This window comes from Cupriavidus sp. 01L46, from assembly GCF_056399905.1.
Genome location: NZ_JBFTSF010000119.1, coordinates 1 through 17967, shown reverse-complemented (window position 1 = coordinate 17967; position 17967 = coordinate 1). Strand labels below are relative to the sequence as shown.

At 65.7% G+C, this 17967-nt stretch carries 15 protein-coding genes and 2 tRNA genes; 9 read left to right on the top strand and 8 right to left on the bottom strand.

The window, feature by feature from the left end; translation table 11 throughout:
* Positions 1-303: 303 nt before the first annotated feature.
* The 5 genes from AC1DS3_RS21140 to AC1DS3_RS21120 all read left to right on the top strand — a co-directional run bounded on the left by AC1DS3_RS21140 (position 304) and on the right by AC1DS3_RS21120 (position 2173).
* Positions 304-594 (top strand): hypothetical protein, encoded by a 291-nt coding sequence (locus AC1DS3_RS21140; RefSeq protein WP_441630562.1) that lies wholly within the window; start codon positions 304-306, stop codon positions 592-594.
* 20 nt (positions 595-614) lie between these two features.
* Entirely contained in the window at positions 615-857 is a 243-nt protein-coding gene (locus AC1DS3_RS21135) for a hypothetical protein (RefSeq protein WP_441630564.1), read from the top strand.
* 75 nt (positions 858-932) lie between these two features.
* Positions 933-1184: a hypothetical protein gene (locus AC1DS3_RS21130; protein WP_441630565.1), complete on the top strand. Its 252-nt coding sequence runs from the start codon at positions 933-935 to the stop codon at positions 1182-1184.
* Positions 1185-1291: 107 nt separating this feature from the next.
* Entirely contained in the window at positions 1292-1660 is a 369-nt protein-coding gene (locus AC1DS3_RS21125; RefSeq protein ID WP_441630567.1) for a hypothetical protein, read from the top strand.
* A 258-nt stretch (positions 1661-1918) separates the two neighbouring features.
* Positions 1919-2173, top strand: a complete 255-nt coding sequence (locus AC1DS3_RS21120) for a hypothetical protein (RefSeq protein ID WP_441630569.1) — start codon at positions 1919-1921, stop codon at positions 2171-2173.
* A gap of 50 nt (positions 2174-2223) precedes the next feature.
* On the opposite strand, the gene AC1DS3_RS21115 is transcribed toward AC1DS3_RS21120, so the two are convergent.
* Positions 2224-2814: a DUF2939 domain-containing protein gene (locus AC1DS3_RS21115; RefSeq protein WP_441630571.1), complete on the bottom strand. Its 591-nt coding sequence runs from the start codon at positions 2812-2814 to the stop codon at positions 2224-2226.
* A gap of 63 nt (positions 2815-2877) precedes the next feature.
* The gene (locus tag AC1DS3_RS21110) at positions 2878-7758 is read right to left on the bottom strand and encodes an NAD-glutamate dehydrogenase (protein WP_477127881.1); all 4881 of its coding nucleotides are present in this window, start codon (positions 7756-7758) and stop codon (positions 2878-2880) included.
* A 374-nt stretch (positions 7759-8132) separates the two neighbouring features.
* Here AC1DS3_RS21110 and AC1DS3_RS21105 point away from each other — a divergent pair, with 374 nt between their 5' ends.
* Positions 8133-9647 (top strand): acetyl-CoA hydrolase/transferase family protein, encoded by a 1515-nt coding sequence (locus tag AC1DS3_RS21105; RefSeq protein WP_477127880.1) that lies wholly within the window; start codon positions 8133-8135, stop codon positions 9645-9647.
* A 404-nt stretch (positions 9648-10051) separates the two neighbouring features.
* On the opposite strand, the gene AC1DS3_RS21100 is transcribed toward AC1DS3_RS21105, so the two are convergent.
* The 4 genes from AC1DS3_RS21100 to AC1DS3_RS21085 form a co-directional block, all read right to left on the bottom strand.
* Entirely contained in the window at positions 10052-10399 is a 348-nt protein-coding gene (locus AC1DS3_RS21100; RefSeq protein WP_174422737.1) for a hypothetical protein, read from the bottom strand.
* 317 nt (positions 10400-10716) lie between these two features.
* Positions 10717-11691, bottom strand: a complete 975-nt coding sequence (locus AC1DS3_RS21095) for a Bug family tripartite tricarboxylate transporter substrate binding protein (protein ID WP_477127879.1) — start codon at positions 11689-11691, stop codon at positions 10717-10719.
* 338 nt (positions 11692-12029) lie between these two features.
* Positions 12030-12105: transfer RNA gene (locus tag AC1DS3_RS21090), tRNA-Lys, on the bottom strand.
* A 63-nt stretch (positions 12106-12168) separates the two neighbouring features.
* Positions 12169-13443 carry a DUF2252 family protein gene (locus AC1DS3_RS21085; RefSeq protein WP_477127878.1) on the bottom strand — a complete coding sequence of 425 codons (1275 nt, stop codon included), beginning with the start codon at positions 13441-13443 and terminating at the stop codon, positions 12169-12171.
* A gap of 230 nt (positions 13444-13673) precedes the next feature.
* On the opposite strand from AC1DS3_RS21085, the gene AC1DS3_RS21080 reads away from it, so the two are divergent.
* Positions 13674-14582, top strand: coding sequence for a LysR substrate-binding domain-containing protein (locus AC1DS3_RS21080; RefSeq protein ID WP_477127877.1), 909 nt, complete (start codon positions 13674-13676; stop codon positions 14580-14582).
* 145 nt (positions 14583-14727) lie between these two features.
* Entirely contained in the window at positions 14728-16113 is a 1386-nt protein-coding gene (locus AC1DS3_RS21075; RefSeq protein WP_477109087.1) for an 8-oxoguanine deaminase, read from the top strand.
* 255 nt (positions 16114-16368) lie between these two features.
* On the opposite strand, the gene AC1DS3_RS21070 is transcribed toward AC1DS3_RS21075, so the two are convergent.
* Positions 16369-16444, bottom strand: a tRNA-Lys gene (locus AC1DS3_RS21070).
* A gap of 287 nt (positions 16445-16731) precedes the next feature.
* Between AC1DS3_RS21070 and AC1DS3_RS21065 the strand changes: the two genes are divergently transcribed.
* Positions 16732-16995, top strand: coding sequence for a DUF1488 family protein (locus tag AC1DS3_RS21065; RefSeq protein ID WP_006159541.1), 264 nt, complete (start codon positions 16732-16734; stop codon positions 16993-16995).
* Between the two features lie 163 nt (positions 16996-17158).
* On the opposite strand, the gene AC1DS3_RS21060 is transcribed toward AC1DS3_RS21065, so the two are convergent.
* A partial coding sequence (locus AC1DS3_RS21060; RefSeq protein ID WP_477127876.1) for a SulP family inorganic anion transporter occupies positions 17159-17967 on the bottom strand: 809 nt, incomplete at its 5' end.

Genomic DNA, 17967 nt, shown 5'->3' with positions numbered 1-17967 from the left:
GTGCTATCGGCGTCCGGCTAGGCCATCCATGGCCTGTGCTAGCGTAGCGGTGTTAGCGGCGTCCAAGCCATACCCGCCCGTTGCGGTCGCGGTGACCAATGACGTGGTGGGCTAGCGAAGCCCTTTGCCGATCAATCAGGTCAATCAGGTTTGTCGCGAAGGGGCGGCGGACTCTACAATCAAGCCATCGACCGTGCGGTGTGCATGTCCTTTCAGGCAGACGTTTGCTGTGCGCAGGGTTCCGGGGCACTGGTTTGGCCGGATGCCGTTTACCGCGTGCAACGCATAGGATAGGAGTAGGGGATGGCTAAACGCGAACGTGCTGCCAGGGCCTTGCAGGACGAGGTGAGCCGGCGCATCCAGCGCATTGATGACATTGTGGAGGACGGCGCGAAGATCCGGGTGCCGGCACCGCAAGCGCATGCGCGCGATGCGCGCGGGCGCAACTGGGATATGAAGGCCTTCGGCAATGCCGCGGGTTATGAGAGGAGTATCCGGGCCGTGGTGGACAAGGCGCGTGACGAGTTCGACCTGGCCGAGGTGCCGGGCCAGCAGAGCGCCGATCCCTTTGCCACTCCGCCCTCGCTGGAGTGAGCGTTTCGTTGGAGTAAGGCATGCACGCTTGCGATCTCTGCCATCTTCTCGTTGGTGCGCCGACCACGGTGGAGCCGCATGAGAACCTGGCCGCATCGGGTGCGGGCGCACTCGGCATGGACATCAACTCGCGCTGGGTGGACCGGCCTTGGCGCTGCACGGCCTGCGGCGCCTGGATGTTCCAGAATGCCGCCCACGGCGAGCCGCCCAATGTCTGGCGCATGGGGCGCCGCCCACAGGATCGCCCGCAGGACCGGACCTAGGCCCGGCAGCCCCTGGCCCCGGCTGGCCGGACGTTGCGCTGCGGCATGCTACGATGGCCGGCAAAGGGAGACGCAATGAATGAATCCAGAACACAGCATTACCGGGGCTACGTGATATTGATCTCGGTACAGCAACATGAGCGCGGATGCCTGGTGAGTGCTTCGATCGTCCAGGAGGCCAAAGGCGCGGTGCGCAATCCGTCACCGCTGCAGTCGTGGGTGGGGCATGAGCAGGGCGAACTCATGGAAGTCGCTGACCGGGCGCAGGCACGCGCTTGCCGGCTGATCGATGCGACGGTGGACCATGTTGCCTATGCCGCAAGCTGACTGATTGATCCTGGTGGCCTGCCTGGCCTTCCTGGCCATGCATTGGCTCGGGCAGAAGTTTCGTCGGCCAGCCTACATGGCGCGGGATCGCTGTCGTTAATCCGGGTATGAACTCATTCGATGCTTCCGAAGAATCCGCCGCAAATGCCGATGCCATGGGGTGGGGTTCGTCACCGCCYCATGTGCTGGCCGCGGTGCTCAACACCGCTCTGGCCGCCGAGGACCTGAACGGCTTTGCCGCGCTATTGTCCGACATGGCCCGCGATCGTGGCCTCAAAGGYGCGCGTGGCTCGCACCAGTCCATCTACGACATGCCCTATGCCAGCTTGTTGCCGCGCCAGCAGCATCTGCTGGCGGATGCGTTCGAGCTGCTCATCCGCCTGGGCCTGGAGTTGCAGCCGCGCAGGCCACGCATGCTCGGCGGCAGCCCTGGGAGTCTTCTGGCACACGGCAGCCACGAGATCCCCACCGACTAGAGGCCACGATCTKAGTGGCCGTGCGCCTGGCGCGCTGCGTGCGCCATGGAGGACACAGCGGCGAGGCCGCGTGCTAGCATCTCGCGAAAACAGGGTGATGGCAGAGCATGGCCGCTAGCCCTGATCAACCAGATCGCCGCCCCGACGGCGACGTATCACCCGGCCAGATGCCGATCCCGGCCGGGCGATGATGCTGACACGGCACGCGCGCACGGCCGTGGTGTTCGAGGGGAGCGATCGCGTGTTGTGGAGGTTGCAATGAACGAAGACGAGCCTTTCGGGGTAGTGTTCGAGGATTTCCGCGTCATCTGGGTGGCCGAGCGTTTGCAGGATGGCTCATGGACGGCGCGCTATTGCTGGAGTCCGGGTACGTCGGAGGCATCCGGCAAGGCGCTCCAGGCGGCAGTGCTCAGCGGCAAGTCCAAGCGGCTGCTGGGCGATTTCAAGACCGAAGAGGAGACCATCGACGCCATCAAGGCGGCGGTGCTGCTCGAGGCGAAATGGGGCCGGTGAGTCCCGGCTCAAAGCCTAAGGTCCAAAAGGGGCCTTAGGCCAAATATGGCCTATGGCTTGGAAAGCTCCGGCAGCACGACGCTGCTCCATTTCCACGTCCATATGCCTTGGCGCGTCAGGCCAATGAGAATGCGGTCGCCATTGTCCTTGGTGGCCGAGGCTTCCACGGTGTTCAGCGCCCGATAGGACAAACTGTACTTGAGCGCGTCCTTGGCGGCTTCCTCCTTGGCGGACCCCGCTGGTTCGCCCTTGTTTTCCGCAGGTGCGGGGGCAGGGCGCGCGGGGGGGGCTGGCTGCGGCGCCGTGGCGGGCTTCTCGCCGGCCATGAGCGCCATGACGCCGGCGGGCGACACCATGGCGTCGATCATGGTGTTGATGACCGCCTGGCCGATGGCCTGCCCGATGCCGGCAAAGGGCATGTTCTGCAAGGCGGACGTGCCGAGCTTTTGCTGCAGGGACAACGTCAGCTGCGCCTTCAGGCTCTCGCGCAGGGCCGGATAGTCGACATAGCGGGAGAACTTGTCGGCATCGCGCGTTTCGATGGCAGAGCGCATCTGGTAGAGCGCCCAGTAGGGGCTGGCGTAGCTGGTGGCAGCGACGACGATCGCCGCGGCAATCGCGGCTTTGACGGGTTTGTTCATCGGAGATCCGGTGCAAGCGCGCTGGCTAAGGCCCCCATTGTCGCCAATCGGTCGCGCCCGCGTCTACCCGGCTTGCTGGCTGCGTTCCAGCAAGCCGATTTCCCGTACCGCCACCGACAGCATCGACAAGCCGGCCGCGCCCGATGCGCGCTGATCCGCCAGCATGCGCGAGAAACGCTCGATCTGCGCCTGGCGCCCGCCGCGCCATGCCTCGATCAGCTGTGCTGGCGTATCCAGTGCCTGTGGCTGCGCCAGCACGCTGACCGTGAGCGCGCGCTTGAGGCGGCCGAGGTCTTCGAGCGTCGTGGTGCGTGCCAGCAGGTCCCAATGGCTGTCGGCTGGCAAAGCCAGGGCGCGTTCGCGCAGCCAGCCAAAACTGAACTCCGTATCGAGCGCGAAATAGACGCCCGCTACCAGCGCCAGGCTGCGCTGCGTGGCCGCCGCCACCTCGGCGATATCCAGTGCCGCCGCGGAGATCTCTCCCGCGGCTACGCGCAGGGCCAGTTCATCATCCACGCCGGACTGGCTCAGGTCCTGCCGCCATTGCGCCAGCGCGGCGGCCTCCGGCCCGGCCAGCAGTGCGGGTAGCTGGGGTGTGAGCCAGGCCGCGGCTTCGGCGTAGCGCGCGCTGTCGCCATCGGCGGGGCCGCCCGCGTGCGGATGCCGCAGGAACCACAGGCTGGCGTGTTCCAGCAGCCGTCCCACGGCGGCGAACATGCGCGCCTGCACGTCATCGCCGACCTGGTTGTCCAGCGCGTCGATGCGCAGCCAGAGCGGGTCCAGGCCGAACACGTCGCGCGCAATCAGGCAGGCGCGTACGATGTCCGCGGGCCGCGCGTCGGTTTCTTCCTGCATGCGGTGGACAAAGGTCGCGCCGATGCGGTTGACCAGCGTGTTGGTGAGGTGCGTGGCCAGGATCTCCCGGCGCAAGGGATGGCGCAGCATGGTGTCGGCGTGCCGCTCGCGCAGCGGCTGCGGGAAATAGGCGGGCAGGAGKCCGGCCACCAGCGGGTCCTCTGGCAGCGCGGACGTGAGCAGCTCGTCGTACAGCCACATCTTGCTGTAGGCCAGCAGCACCGCGCGCTCGGGCGAGGTGAGGCCCAGTCCGGCGGCCTTGCGCTCACCCAGTTCGTCCTCGGTCGGGAGGAATTCCAGCGCGCGCTTGAGGCGGCCTGCGCGCTCCAGCCACCGGATCAGCCGGCCCTCCGCGTCGAGCAGCGCCGCAGCGGTGCGCCCGGCAACCGACAGTGCCTGGCTTTGGTAGTAGTTGTCCTCGAGCACCAGCAAGCCGACTTCCTCAGTCATTTCCGCGAGCAGCTTGTTGCGTTGCTTCTCGGTCATCTCGCCGTCCGCCACCACCAGCCCCAGGAGGATCTTGATATTGACCTCATGGTCGGAGCAATCGACGCCGGCAGAGTTGTCGATCGCATCGGTGTTGATGCGCCCGCCATTGAGCGCGAACTCGATGCGGCCAAGCTGCGTGAAGCCAAGGTTGCCGCCTTCGCCCACCACCTTGCAGCGCAGCTCGGCGCCGTTGACGCGCACCGCGTCGTTGGCGCGATCGCCCACTTGCAGATGGCTCTCGCGGCTGGATTTGACATAGGTGCCGATGCCGCCGTTATAGAGCAGGTCGACCTGCGCCAACAGGATCGCGTGGACCAGTTCGGCGGGCGAGAGCACGGTTGCGCTGATGCCAAGCCTCGCCTGCACCTCCGGCGTGATCGCGATGGTCTTGGCGGTGCGCGGAAACAGCCCGCCGCCGGCGGAGACCAGGCTCATGTCGTAGTCCGCCCAGCTCGAGCGCGGCAACTCGAACATGCGCTGGCGCTCGCGCAAGCTGGCGGCGGGGTCAGGGTTGGGGTCGAGGAAGATATGGCGATGGTCGAACGCGGCCACCAGCTTGATATGGGGCGACAGCAGCATGCCGTTGCCGAACACGTCGCCCGACATGTCGCCGATGCCGGCGACGGTGAAGTCCGTGGACTGGATGTCGACGCCCATCTCGCGGAAATGGCGCTTGACCGATTCCCAGGCGCCGCGCGCCGTGATGGCCATCTTCTTGTGGTCATAGCCGACCGAGCCGCCCGAGGCAAACGCGTCGCTGAGCCAGAAGCCGTACTCCGCGGAGATTGCGTTGGCGTAGTCGGAGAAGCTGGCCGTGCCCTTGTCGGCGGCGACCACCAGATAGGGGTCATCGCCATCTTCACGCACCACTTCCGGCGGCGGCACCAAGGTGCCGGCGACGCGGTTGTCGGTAACGTCGAGCAGGCCGCGCAGGAAGGTCTGGTAGCAGGCAATGCCTTCTTGCAGGAAGGCGTCGCGGTCGTTCGCTGGCGGCGGGCGCTTGACCACGAACCCGCCCTTGCTGCCCACCGGCACGATCACCGTGTTCTTCACCATCTGGGCCTTCATCAGCCCCAGCACCTCGGTGCGGAAATCCTCGCGCCGGTCGGACCAGCGCAGGCCGCCGCGCGCCACCGGGCCGCCGCGCAGGTGCACGCCTTCGACGCGCGGGGAGTAGACCCAGATCTCGAACATCGGGCGCGGCTCGGGCAGGCCGGGCACCAGCGCGGGGTTGAACTTGAACGACAGGTAAGGGCGCGGCCCGCCGTCGGGGTCGTGGCGGAAATAGTTGGTGCGCACCGTGGCGTTGATCACGCCCAGGAACAGGCGCAGGATGCGGTCTTCGTCGAGGTTGGGCACCTGGTCCAGTTCTGTGCCGATGGCTTGCTGCAGGCGCTCGCAGCGCGCGGCGCGGGCGGCTTGCGTGGCGGGGTCGAAGCGTGCGACGAACAGTTCCACGAAGCGCGAGGCGATAGCCGGGTTGCCGGTCAGCGCACGCTCGATATACGCATCGCTGAAGGTCGACCCGACCTGGCGGAGGTAGCGGGCATAGGCGCGCAGGATGGTCACGTCGCGCGCGGCGAGCTCGGCACGCAGCACCAGGCGGTTGAAGTCGTCGTTCTCGATCTCGCCGTTCCAGGCGCGCGCGAAGGCGTCCTCGAACAGCGCCTTGATGCGCGCGATATCGGCGCCAAGGTCGATGCCGGCCGCGACCCCATCGGCCATTTCCAGTCCGAAATCATGGACCCACACCGGCGCCGCGCCATTGGGCTCGATCAGGTAGGGACGCTCTTCGTCCACGCGCACGCCAAGGTGCTCCAGCATCGGCAGGCTGAGCGACAGCGCGATCGGCGCGCGCGCGCGGTAGACCTTGAAGCGGAATGCGCCGGGCGCGGCTTCGATGGGCCGGTACAGGTTCATGGCGATGCCGCCGGTGGCCTGTGCCGCCTCCATCAGCTCGATGTCCCGCACGGCGATGCGGGCCGGGTAGTCCTCGCGGTAGCCTGCCGGGAAGGAGTCGCCGTAGCGGCGCAGCAGGCGGTTGCCTTGCTCCTCGCCGGTGCTGTCGAGCAGGGCGGCGGCAAGGTCGTCCTGCCAGCGGCGGGCGGCTTGTACGATGCGCTCTTCCAGCTCGTCCGGGTTGATCTCGGGCATGGTGCCAGGCTCGCCGCGCACGATCAGCTGGATGCGCGCGAGCGGCGACTCGGAGAGTTGCGGCGTGAACTCGCAGCTGTTGCCGCAAAAGGCGGTCATCAGCAGCTTCTGGATGCGCTGGCGCAGATCCGTGTTGTACTTGTCGCGCGGCACGAACACCAGGCAGGAGACGAAGCGGTCGAAGCGGTCGCGCCGCACGAACAGGCGGATGCGCTGATGCTCCTGCAGGCGCAAGATGCCCAGCGTGATGTGGAACAGTTCGTCTTCCTCGGCCTGGAACAGTTCGTCGCGCGGGTATTGCTCGATGATGGTCACCAGCGATTTGTAGAGATGACCCTTGGTCAGGAAGCCCGCGCGCGCCAGGATGTTGGCGAACTTGCGCCGCAAAAGCGGGATGTCCTCGCACGACATCATGTAGGTCGTGGAGGTGTACAGGCCTACGAAGCGCCGCTCGCCAAAGAGCTTGCCGTTGGCGTCCGTCAGCTTGATACCGATGTAGTCCAGGTAGCCGGGCCGGTGCACGGTGGAGCGCGAATTGGCTTTGGTCACGAAGATCGGTGACTTGTCTTCGATGACCGAGGTGGCCGCCGCGGGCAGCTCGGTCAGTGTGTCCTCCTCGGGCGGGCGCAGGCTTTCGCTCAGGATGCCGGCGCCGGAGCCGGGCACGCCGCGCAGGTAGAAGCGGTCGTTCTGGGTGACCAGTTCATAGTCGCGTTGGCCGAGGAAGGTGAAATGCTCGTCCAGCATCCACTGCAGGAAGGCGCAGGCTTCCTGTGTATCCGGCTGGTTGCCATCCGGGCGCTGCGCCAGCGTGTCGATGGTGGCGCGGGTGATGGCGGTCATCGCCGGCCAGTCTTGCACCGCGGCGCGCACGTCGCCCAGCACGCGGGCAATGCCGTTGCGCAAGGCCTCCTGCGTGGCGGTGTCGCCGCAGCGGTCCACTTCGAAATGGATGAAGGATTCGAGCCGGGGACCGCCGGCGGGCTCGCTCGTGGTGGTGTCGCCCTCGCCACCCAGGCCCACCTTGGCGATGGTGCCGTCCGTGTTGCGCCAGACCCGGAAGACCGGGTGGATCGCGGAATGCAGGGCCAGCCCCAGCCGGTTGATCTCCATGGTAACGGAGTCGACCAGGAACGGCATGTCGTCGTTGACGATCTCCACCACCGAGTGGTCGGAGTGCCAGCCATGCTGCTCGAGGTTGGGGTTGTAGRCGCGCAGCCGCGCATTGCCCGGGACAAAGCGCTGGGCGGTCTGCCAGTGCGCCATGACCGCGCCATAGAGATCGGCCACGTTCCGCTTGAGCAGGTCTTCGGCGTCGGCCAGGTCGTAGTAGTGCCGCAGGAATGGCTCGGCCTGGACGAACATGTCGCCGGGCAGGCGGCCCTGGGCGAACTGCATCAGGTCGGCCAGCAACTGGGCCTGTCGCGCTTCGCTTTCCGCCAGCATGGTGTCTCCCCCAGACGGCTGTTTTTGGCAGTCCGTTGCCGGCACAGGCACAGGCACTGCGTGACGCGCGTCGTGCGTTGCCTGCGTCCTTCCAGCATGACCGTGCTAACTACTGTAGAGCATAAAGGGCGGCACCGCGCACAATCTGCGCGGGCTGGTCTTGTCCGCTCCGGGCTGGCGCGGGCATTGGGATGTATGAGATTTACGACTGGTTTTCATGATTTTATATCGTCGCAGGAATGTGCTTGCGGTGGCTACACTGCCTGTCTGCGCCTTACCCGCCGGTAGGAAGCGCGAGCCGAACTGGGCGTCTGGCCTTGCCGCGGCGCGCGGCGCGGCCTCACTGGCCGGGACGGGCATCATGGAGACATAAGATGTACAAGGAACGTATCCGGCTGGCCAGCCTGCTCGACAAGGTCATGCCGGCCGAGGCCGCGGCGGCGATGATCCRGGACAGCATGACCGTGGGCATGAGCGGTTTCACCCGCGCCGGCGACTGCAAGGCGGTGCCGCAAGCGCTGGCCAAGCGCGCGTCGCACGAGCCGCTGCGCATCACGCTGATGACCGGCGCCTCGCTGGGCAACGATACCGACAAGATGCTGGCCGAGGCCAACGTGCTGGCGCGGCGCCTGCCGTTCCAGGTGGATGCCACCTTGCGGCGCAAGATCAACGCGGGCGAGGTGATGTTCATCGACCAGCACCTGTCCGAAACCGTGGAGCAGCTGCGCGGGCGCCAGATCGCGCCGGTAGACGTGGCGGTGGTGGAAGCGGTTGCGATCACCGAATCCGGCGGCATCGTGCCGTCGACTTCGGTCGGCAACTCCGCGAGCTTCGCGATGCTGGCGCAGAAGGTGATCGTCGAAATCAACCTCGGTATGCCGGCCGGCCTGGAAGGCCTGCACGACATCTACCTGCCAACGGCGCGGCCACATCGCCAGCCCATTCCGCTGGTCTCGGTGGACCAGCGCATCGGCTTGCCCTTCATTCCGGTGGACCCCGCGAAGATCGCCGCCATCGTGATCACGCAAAAGGACGATAGCCCGTCCAATGCGCTGCCGCCCGACCAGGAAACGCGCCAGATCGCCGGGCACCTGAACGATTTCCTGTTGCATGAAGTACGCTCAGGCCGGCTGGCGCCTTCGCTGCAGCCGCTGCAGGCCGGCATCGGCACGATCGCCAACGCCGTGCTGCATGGCCTGATCGATTCCCCGTTCCGCGATCTCACGATGTATTCGGAGGTGCTGCAGGACAGCACGATCGAGTTGCTGGACGCCGGGCGGCTGCGCTTTGCCTCTGCGTCATCAGTGACGTTGACCAGCGCCGTCTACGCGCGCTTCCTGGCAGACCTGGAGCGATACAAGGCGCGCGTGATCCTGCGCCCGCAGGAGATCAGCAACCATCCGGAGCTGCTGCGCAGGCTCGGCCTGATCACCATCAACACGGCGCTGGAGTGCGATATCTACGGCAACGTGAACTCCACGCATGTGGGCGGCACGCACATGATGAACGGCATCGGCGGGTCGGGAGACTTCGCGCGCAATGCGCATTTGTCGGTGTTCGTCACCAAGTCGATGGCAAAGGCCGGCGCCATCTCCAGCATCGTGCCGATGGTGTCCCACGTGGATCACACCGAGCATGATGTCGACATCATCGTGACCGAGCATGGCCTGGCCGATCTGCGCGGCCTGGCGCCGCGCGAGCGCGCGCAGCAGATCATCGCCAACTGCGCGGATCCGTTGTATCGGGAGTTGCTGCGTGATTACGTGACGCGCGCCACGCGCCGCGGCGGGCATACGCCGCACCTCATCGAGGAGGCGCTGGCCTGGCACGTGCGCTTGCGCGAGGAAGGCACGATGGGCGGCACGAAGGCGGCCCTGGCCGCAGCCTGAAGCGGCTTGCGCATGGACCTTCCTTGTTGTTTTCCCGCCTTCATTCCTTTGTCGGTATCCCTTATCTCTTATCCCTTGAAGATGAGCACGGCCAGCACCAGGGAGGAAGCCATTAGGATCAGCAGGTCTAGCATGATGGTCTCCGAAAGGGAKAGGTCCGGGATAGCGAATGGGTAAGCCTGCGCTACGGTTCATGCCGTAGGCGGCCTTCCGAATCCATTCTCGGACAATTCTCACATTTCCACATGCGGCGCCATCTGGCTCAGATGGCGTTTCAAGCGGGCGTTGGGCATTGCCGTGGCGATCCCGCTGCCTGATCTTGCCTGTTCCCTGCGGCCCGGATGGTGCGCTGGCGCACCATCCGGCGGGACGGGCTGCTTGCTGCCTGCCGCTTCCGTCGCGGCTTACTGCTTGGCCTTGGCGCCGTCGGTATAGGGATCGAACTTGCCGGCCTTGGCGCCGTCCGTGTACGGATCGGGCTTGCCAGCCTTGGCCCCGTCCGTATAGGGATCGGCCTTCTTCTTGGTGCCGGAAGCGTTCAGGTTCGACTTGGTCGATTTCTTCGCGCCGTCCGTGTACGGATCGAACTTGCCGGACTTGGCGGCGCTCTTGTTCGGGTCCGTCTTGTTGGTATGGGCGCCACCGTAAAGGTCGCCGCCATCGGTGTAGTTCTTCTGGGCGTGCGCCAGTTGCACGCCGCCAAAGGCGGTGAGGGCGGCGATGATCAGGGCGGGTACGGTCTTGTTGCGCATTTTCATCCTCGTGAGTAAAGCGTGGGTAGTTCGAGAGCAATGGCCACGGGCAGGGGGCATGGCCGCAAAAATGGTCGTCAGACCAGGGTGACTCTACCGACTTGGGATGACCCTGCGAAGTTAATCTTTCTTCCCACTGTATTGAACCGCTTATTGGCCTGGCCGGCTATGCGCCAGATCAAGGCAAGCGTTGTTTTCGGGGAGGGGGGCTTACGGAATGGGAAGGGGCGGGGCGGGTTTGCCGAAGGCGCGAGCCCTGGCAAAGCCCGGCTGCAGGCAGCCGGGCCGTTGCGGCATTACCGGTTACCGGTTACCGGTTACTCGAGCGTAATGTTCTGGTCGCGCGCGATCTTCTTGCGCATTTCCAGCTCGCGCTTGATCTGCGCGGCGTATTGCTGCGGCGTGTTGCCGTCAGGGTAGGCGCCGCTTTCCGCCAGGCGGCGTTTCACGTTCGGGTCCTGCAAGGTCTTCACGGCAGCGTCATGCACCTTGGCGATGATCGCGGCAGGCGTGCCGGCGGGTGCCACCAGGCCGTACCAGGCCATGTTGTTCATGTCCTTCATGCCGGCTTCGGCAAAGGTCGGCACATCGGGCAAGCCATCCACGCGCTTGGGCGCCGCCACCGCGAGGGCGCGCAGCTTGCCGGCCTGGATGTGCGGCATGGACGAGGGCAGGTTGTCGAACTGGCCGCTGACCTGGCCCGCCAGCGTGTCGTTCAGGGCGGGGCCCGATCCACGGTAGGGGATGTGGACCATGTCGGTCTTGGTCAGGAACTTGAACAGTTCGCCGTCGAGGTGGGAGATGCTGCCTTTGCCTGCCGACGCATAGCTGTACTTGCCGGGATTGGCCTTGACCAGCGCGATGAACTCCTGCAGGTTCTTGGCCGGCACCTTGGGGTTGATCGTCATCACGTTCGGCACATTGACCAGGTTGGTAATGGGCGTGAAGTCCTTGATCGGATCGTAGGGGTTGCGGGCGTTGGTGGCGGGGTTGGTCGCCATGGTGCTGACCGTTGCAATGCCGAGCGTGTAGCCATCGGGCGCGGATTTGGCCAGCGCATCGGCGCCGATCACGCCACCGCCGCCGCCGCGGTTCTCCACCACCACGACCTGGCCAAGCTCACGGCCGATGCCGTCGGCCACCGCGCGGCCCACGATGTCCGTGGTGCCGCCCGCGGCKAATGGCACGATCAGGCGGATCGGCTTGGTCGGGTAGGTTTGTGCAAAGGCGCYGTGGCACAGGCCAAGAAGGGCCAGGCAGGCTGCGCTGCCGACATTCAATACTGCTTTCAAGAGAGGCTCCCGAGGGTTCTAGGTCTAATGACGGCCCGGGCGGGCGCGGGTTGGGGCACGGCGATCTGCGTCGCGCTGCTGCCCTTGTTCCTGCTTGCCGCGGGACGCTGGAGATGTCGGATGGGTTCCGTGATGCGGAACCATGTTCCGCATTGTGCTCCAGGCGCAATTCAACCGTGAAAGCGTAGCCGGCGGAATTGGTATCAACCCGCGTATGCATCCCTGCGTGGGAGGGGATCGGCCCGTGGTTGCCACGCCCACGGAGGAGAGATCCAGCAGGATTGGCGCGCCAATGGAAAAAGCCGGAAGCATTGCTGCTTCCGGCTTTTAGAATTCGCTGGTGGGGCGTGAGTGACTCGAACACTCGACCTACGGATTAAGAGTCCGCTGCTCTACCAACTGAGCTAACGCCCCAACGAAGTCCAAGATTATAGAGGACGATTTTTGACTTTGCAATAGCTGCTTTGCTTTTAGATTTTAAATATGTGCCTGCGGCCCGAGCGCGAATTTTCGGCAGTGTTCGAGGTAGCCCACCTCATGGCTGGCGATCAGGTCCAGCACGCTGGTCCATAGCCAGGACGGCGCATCCAGCAGCCTGGAGCGATTGCGCGCCAGCTCGCCCAGCCAGCTGCGCTGGGTGGCCAGGTCCATCTGGCGCGCGTGGGCGTTGCCGACCACCTCACCCAGGTACCTCGCGACGCGGCTGGCTTCTTCCTGTGGCAGCGTTTCGATCTCCAGCTTCAGGTCCTGCGGCAGCAACTCGCGGATGAATACCGCCTTGTCGAGCAACTGCGCAGAAAGAATGCGATCGCCCAGTGCCGGCGAGAGATGGCGGGCGCCTTCCACGACCCGCTCGCCATTGCCGCGTGGCATGTTCACCTTGGGGTAGCCCGGCGCCGCAGCGTTCACCGCTTCTTTGATATCGATCAGGCAGATTTCGGGATTGGGGCTGTCATTGCTGCCAACGGACAGCAATACGGCGAAACGCAATCGTCCCAGCGAGCTGCAGCCCTTGACCCAGTAGGCGGCGTCCATCACCTCCACGCGCGCGCCTTCGTCGCGGGAGGTCAGCAGCGTGKCAAGGTGGGCGATCTCGCGCCGCTCGAAGAGGGCGCCGATTGCGCGCCGCTCGTCCGCGGCGAGCCGCCAGAACCGTTTGCCGAGTGGAATGGAGGGGGTGGTGTCCCGCAGGCGTTCGTGGGCGAGATGCTTCCATTTGCGCCCCAGGGCCTGGCGCATCACGGTACGMACCGCGGCAGGCCGGCGCGAAGTCAGGCCGGCCGCGGCATCGGGATTATCGAAAGCGCTTTCATAGCCCACCATCAGGCTTTCCAGCATGCGTGTGGTAATCACGCCGGGCAGGTCCGAGCCGCGCGCTGCGGTGGCCAGCGACAGCGCCAGGCGGATCAGGTCGTGCGCCGGGTTGCCGATCACGGTCTGGTCAAGGTCGCGGATCTGGATGTCGACGCGGCCCTGGATATCGGCGACCGGGCCAAGGTTGCCCACATGACAGTCGCCGCAGATCCAGATCGCCGGGCCCTCGGGCAGGGCGTGCGGTTGCTTGGCCTCCAGCCATTCGTAGAACTTGCGCGTGTTACCGCGCACGTATGCGTGGGCGGAGCGCGCCATCTTCAGGTTCCGGCACTGCATCAGTGCTTCCTGGCGTTTTGCCGGGCCGGGCGGGCGGGGGGCGCCCCTATGCTTTGCACCGCGCTTCGCGACGGGCTTCTTGCTGCTTGTCTTCGTGGCCATGGAAGTCGGAGCGCCGAGCGCTGGCAGGGTATCGAGGTGGGCAGGTCGCCATCGGCCGGCAACCGATGCCAGCGTACTCCATGCCGCCCGAAAAGACTGTCAGCGCAATACGGATTTCGTACGCCTTGCCAGCGGCTACAATGCGCTCGTCTTCCCAGGCGCGGCATGTCGCTGCCGCGCTGAATCCAACGCCCGAATACACCCGAATACGCCCGAATCCGGAGCCCGTCATGCACGCCAGAGTCCTGTGCTACCTCGACGAGGTGGTGAGCCGTGGTTCGATCCGCCAGGCCGCGCTGCATCTGCACGTGGCGCCGAGCGCGATCAACCGGCAGATCCTGGACCTGGAGACGGAACTGKGCGCGCCCCTGTTCGAGCGCATCAACAAACGCCTGCGCCTGACCCCGCTGGGCGAAATGGTGCTGGCGCACGTGCGCCAGACGCTGCGCGAGCACGAACTGCTGCGCAGCCGTATCGAAGCCGTGAAGGGCGTGCGCCAGGGTGAAGTCACCGTGGCGACCACGGCCGGCCTCGCCGGCTCGCTGATGCCGTCGCTGGTGCATGCCTTTCGCCAGCAGTACCYGGGCATCCTGGTGCGCCTGMTGGATCTGCCCGTGGCCGACATTGTCAGCGCTGTCGAGCGCGGCGACGTCGATCTCGGCCTTGCCTACGACCTGCCCGATATCGCCGCCTTCCGCATCCTGGCCAGCAATGACTGGCACATCGGCGCGGTGGTGGCGCCCGGGCATGCGCTGGCCGCGCAGCCGTCGACCCTGCTCAGCGAGTGCCTGGCCTGCCCGGTGATCCTGCCGGCGCCGTCGATGTCGATCCGCGCCATCCTCGATGAGGCGTTCGCGCGAGCCGCGGTCGCGGTGTCGCCGGTCACCGAGACCACTTCGACCGCGCTGATGCGCCGCCTGGTCATGCTTGGGGCCGGCATCGCCTTCCTGAATCCGCTCGACGTGCTGGAGGAGCGGGAGCGCGGGGCGCTGGCCTGGGTGCCGCTGCGCGACGGCCAGTTGCCGTGCCAGACGCTGCGGCTGGTCGCGCGCGCGCGCAATCCGCTGAGCGCCGCCGCGGAACTGATGGCCGAGCGGATTGGCGAGGGCCTGGTGGCGTTGTTTGCCGGCGTGCGTTAGCGGTGCAGCGTGCCTGGTTGTGCTGTTTTTGCGCACACCGTCGGTGGAAATCGATGCTTTGCCAAGGCCCGCCGGCGTCTTAGACTGTGTGGGCCTGGCCGCATGACGCGCCGGGTATTTTCGCCACCAACCTGAAGATCCTGCCATGCCCCTCATCCTTATCAATGCCGACATCCTGGTGACCATGGATGCGCAACGCCGCGAGATCCCGGATGGCGCGCTGGTGGCGCAAGGCCCGACGATCGAATGGGTGGGCGCCACCGCCGAGCTGCCGCCGCAATACCGCCGGCTGATCGACGAGGGCGGCGCCGAGGTGATCGATATGCGTGGCAAGGTGGTGATCCCCGGGCTGGTCAACACGCACCACCACATGTACCAGAGCCTGACCCGCGCCGTGCCGGCGGCGCAGGACGCCGAGCTGTTCACCTGGCTCACCAACCTCTATATGTTGTGGTCGCACCTGACGCCGGAAATGATCGACGTGTCGACCCGCACCGCGATGGCCGAGTTGATGTTGTCCGGCTGCACCACCACCAGCGATCACCTGTACCTGTATCCCAATGGCTCGCGCCTGGACGATTCCATTGAAGCCGCGGCGGCAATGGGCATGCGCTTCCATGCCGCGCGCGGATCCATGAGCGTGGGCCGCAGCAAGGGCGGCCTGCCGCCCGATTCGGTGGTGGAGGAGGAGCACGCCATCCTGAAGGACAGCCAGCGGCTGATCGAGCGGTACCACGACGCTTCGCGCCACGCGATGCTACGCGTGGTGGTGGCGCCGTGTTCGCCGTTCTCCGTCTCGCGCGACCTGATGCGCGAGTCGGCGCTGCTGGCACGCAACTATGGCGTGTCGATGCACACCCACCTGGCCGAGAACGATAACGACATCGCCTACTCGCGCGAGAAGTTCGGCCTCACGCCGGCCCAGTACGCGGAAGAGCTCGGCTGGGTCGGCCCCGACGTATGGCATGCCCACTGCGTCAAGCTCGATGATGAAGGCATTGCGCTGTTTGCCCGCACCGGCACGGGCGTTGCCCATTGCCCTTGCTCGAACATGCGCCTGGCGTCAGGCATTGCGCCGGTGCGCGCAATGCGCGAGGCCGGCGTGCCGGTCGGCCTGGGCGTGGATGGCAGCGCGTCGAACGATGGCGCGCACATGCTGGGAGAGGTGCGCCAGGCCATGCTGCTGCAGCGCGTGGGCTACGGGCCCGCCGCCATGAGCGCGCGCGAGGCGCTGGAGATCGCCACGCTGGGCGGCGCGCGCGTGCTGGGCCGCGATGATATCGGCGCGCTTGCGCCTGGCATGTCGGCCGATTTCGTGTCGTTCGACATGGCGCAGGTGGGCTACGCCGGTGCAGGTCACGATCCGGTGGCGGCGCTGGTGTTCTGTACGCCGGGCAATGTCGCCACCAGCGTGATCAACGGCAAGGTGGTGGTGCGCGATGGCGAGTTGCAGACGGTGGAGTTGCCGCGCGTCCTTGCGCAGCATCGCGGGCTCGCGCGTGAATTGTTCGAGCGTGCCAGGCAAGGGTGAGGCARCAATGGAATGTGCCGCGCGTGCGACCCCTCCGGAGAGGGGTCGCGGCATGTCTGTAATGTATTCACACTAGGCCTCGGGTCGTTCCCTGAACGCCCCTGACCCTTCCCCAGCCCGCCATCGATCGCGGGCTTTTTTTTGTGCGTGTTTTTCGAGGGATGAATCGCCGCAGGCGTCGGGAGGGCGGCGACAGACGTGGAGCACCAATGGAAAAAGCCGGAAGCATTGCTGCTTCCGGCTTTTAGAATTCGCTGGTGGGGCGTGAGTGACTCGAACACTCGACCTACGGATTAAGAGTCCGCTGCTCTACCAACTGAGCTAACGCCCCAACGAAGAAAAAGATTGTATCACCGTTTTTGAGTTTGTCAAACCCCCTGCGTAATTTTTCCTGCGCGAGGGTGCTCTGGAAATGCCGCGTGCGATTCCGCCGTCGTACGTGCAATGCCCGGGCAGCCTTGTCCCTTCGCCTTGCACCGAACTCAGGCATTCACGCCGCGGGAACTCGCCCGGGGTTTCGGCAGTCTTGCTTGGGGGGAGCGGGGCGTAGGCCTTTGCGGACGAGTCGGGCCGACCCATGTTAGGATGATTCTTCACTTGCAATGGAGGGCTGTACCGATGGATATCAAGTTCCAAGAGCAAGAGCGTTACGATATCAATAATGAAGGCTTGCTATTTCACGCCGTTGTCGACGGCCAACCAGTCACTTGCGTGGTGACCCGTGAAGCGCTGTGGGAAGGCTTCAGTGCCGACCAGGTGTTGTCGCTGGAAGAGGCATTCCGCGCCGGACGTGAAACCATCGAGCGTGCTGCGGTGGTGCTGATCGAGCAGGGCGCTGCCCAGCCAGTGGTAGTCAAGCGCGCCCATGTGGCGCCGCTCTGAAGCGGATCCCAGTCCGGGCCGGTCATCGGTCCGATCCCGGGCTACCGCTTCAAGTCATTGCGGCTTCTCGCCGCCTGACGCCGGTTTCCCGCCGGCGTTTCTCTTTTTCATTCCCCTTGCTCATCACTGATCTTCCTGATTGCGCCGATCACGTCGATCGCGCTCAAGCCGGTTTTGCCGGGTAGCCCGGCCCGCCAGGGCGGCTAGCGCATTCTTCGAAGATGCGAGCCTGGCATTGCGCACAGCCTGCGGGATCGAGGCGCGCAATGATGGTGTGCAGCGCCTGCCGCTTGGTGGAGAAGATGTGCCCCTCGCCCAGCTTCAGCGCGAAGCCGGTCTGGTCCCACGTCTGCAGCACCTGCGTGCGCGGACGATGGAAATACAGGTCGCCGCCGGTGGCGCGCCGCTCGCTCAGCTCGCTTTCCCACATCTCGGCGCCGGCCAGGTCGATGAAGTTCATGCTCTTGGTCATGGCCAGCAGATGGATCTGGCCGGGATGGGCGTTGCGTGCCTCGTGCAAGCGGTCCGTCACGTACTGGACCGCGCCGAAGTAGATCGCGCCTTCCATGCGCAGCAGCTTGAGCTGGGGGCATTCCGCTTGCGGGCGATGCAGCTCGTCGAGCGGCGTAAAGCGCCGGTCGGGGTCGTCGGCGTCTGGCACCAGGCTGCGCACCGCCGGCCGCGAGGTGCGATAGAGATAGGCCACTAGTGACAGGATGGTGCCGAGCAAGACGGCCATCTCCAGGCGGATGGCCAGCGTGGCGACAAAGGTGCTGATGGCGATGGCGAATTCCGTGCGGCTCAGGCTGGCGATGCGGCGCAGCCGGCCGAAATCGAACAAACCCCAGGCCACCAGCAGCAACATCGCGGCGATGGAGGCCAGCGGGATCTGCGCCAGCAGCGAGGCGCTGGCCGTGACCAGCACCACCAGCAGCAAGGCCGAGAAAATGCTGGCCAGCGGCGTCTGCGCGC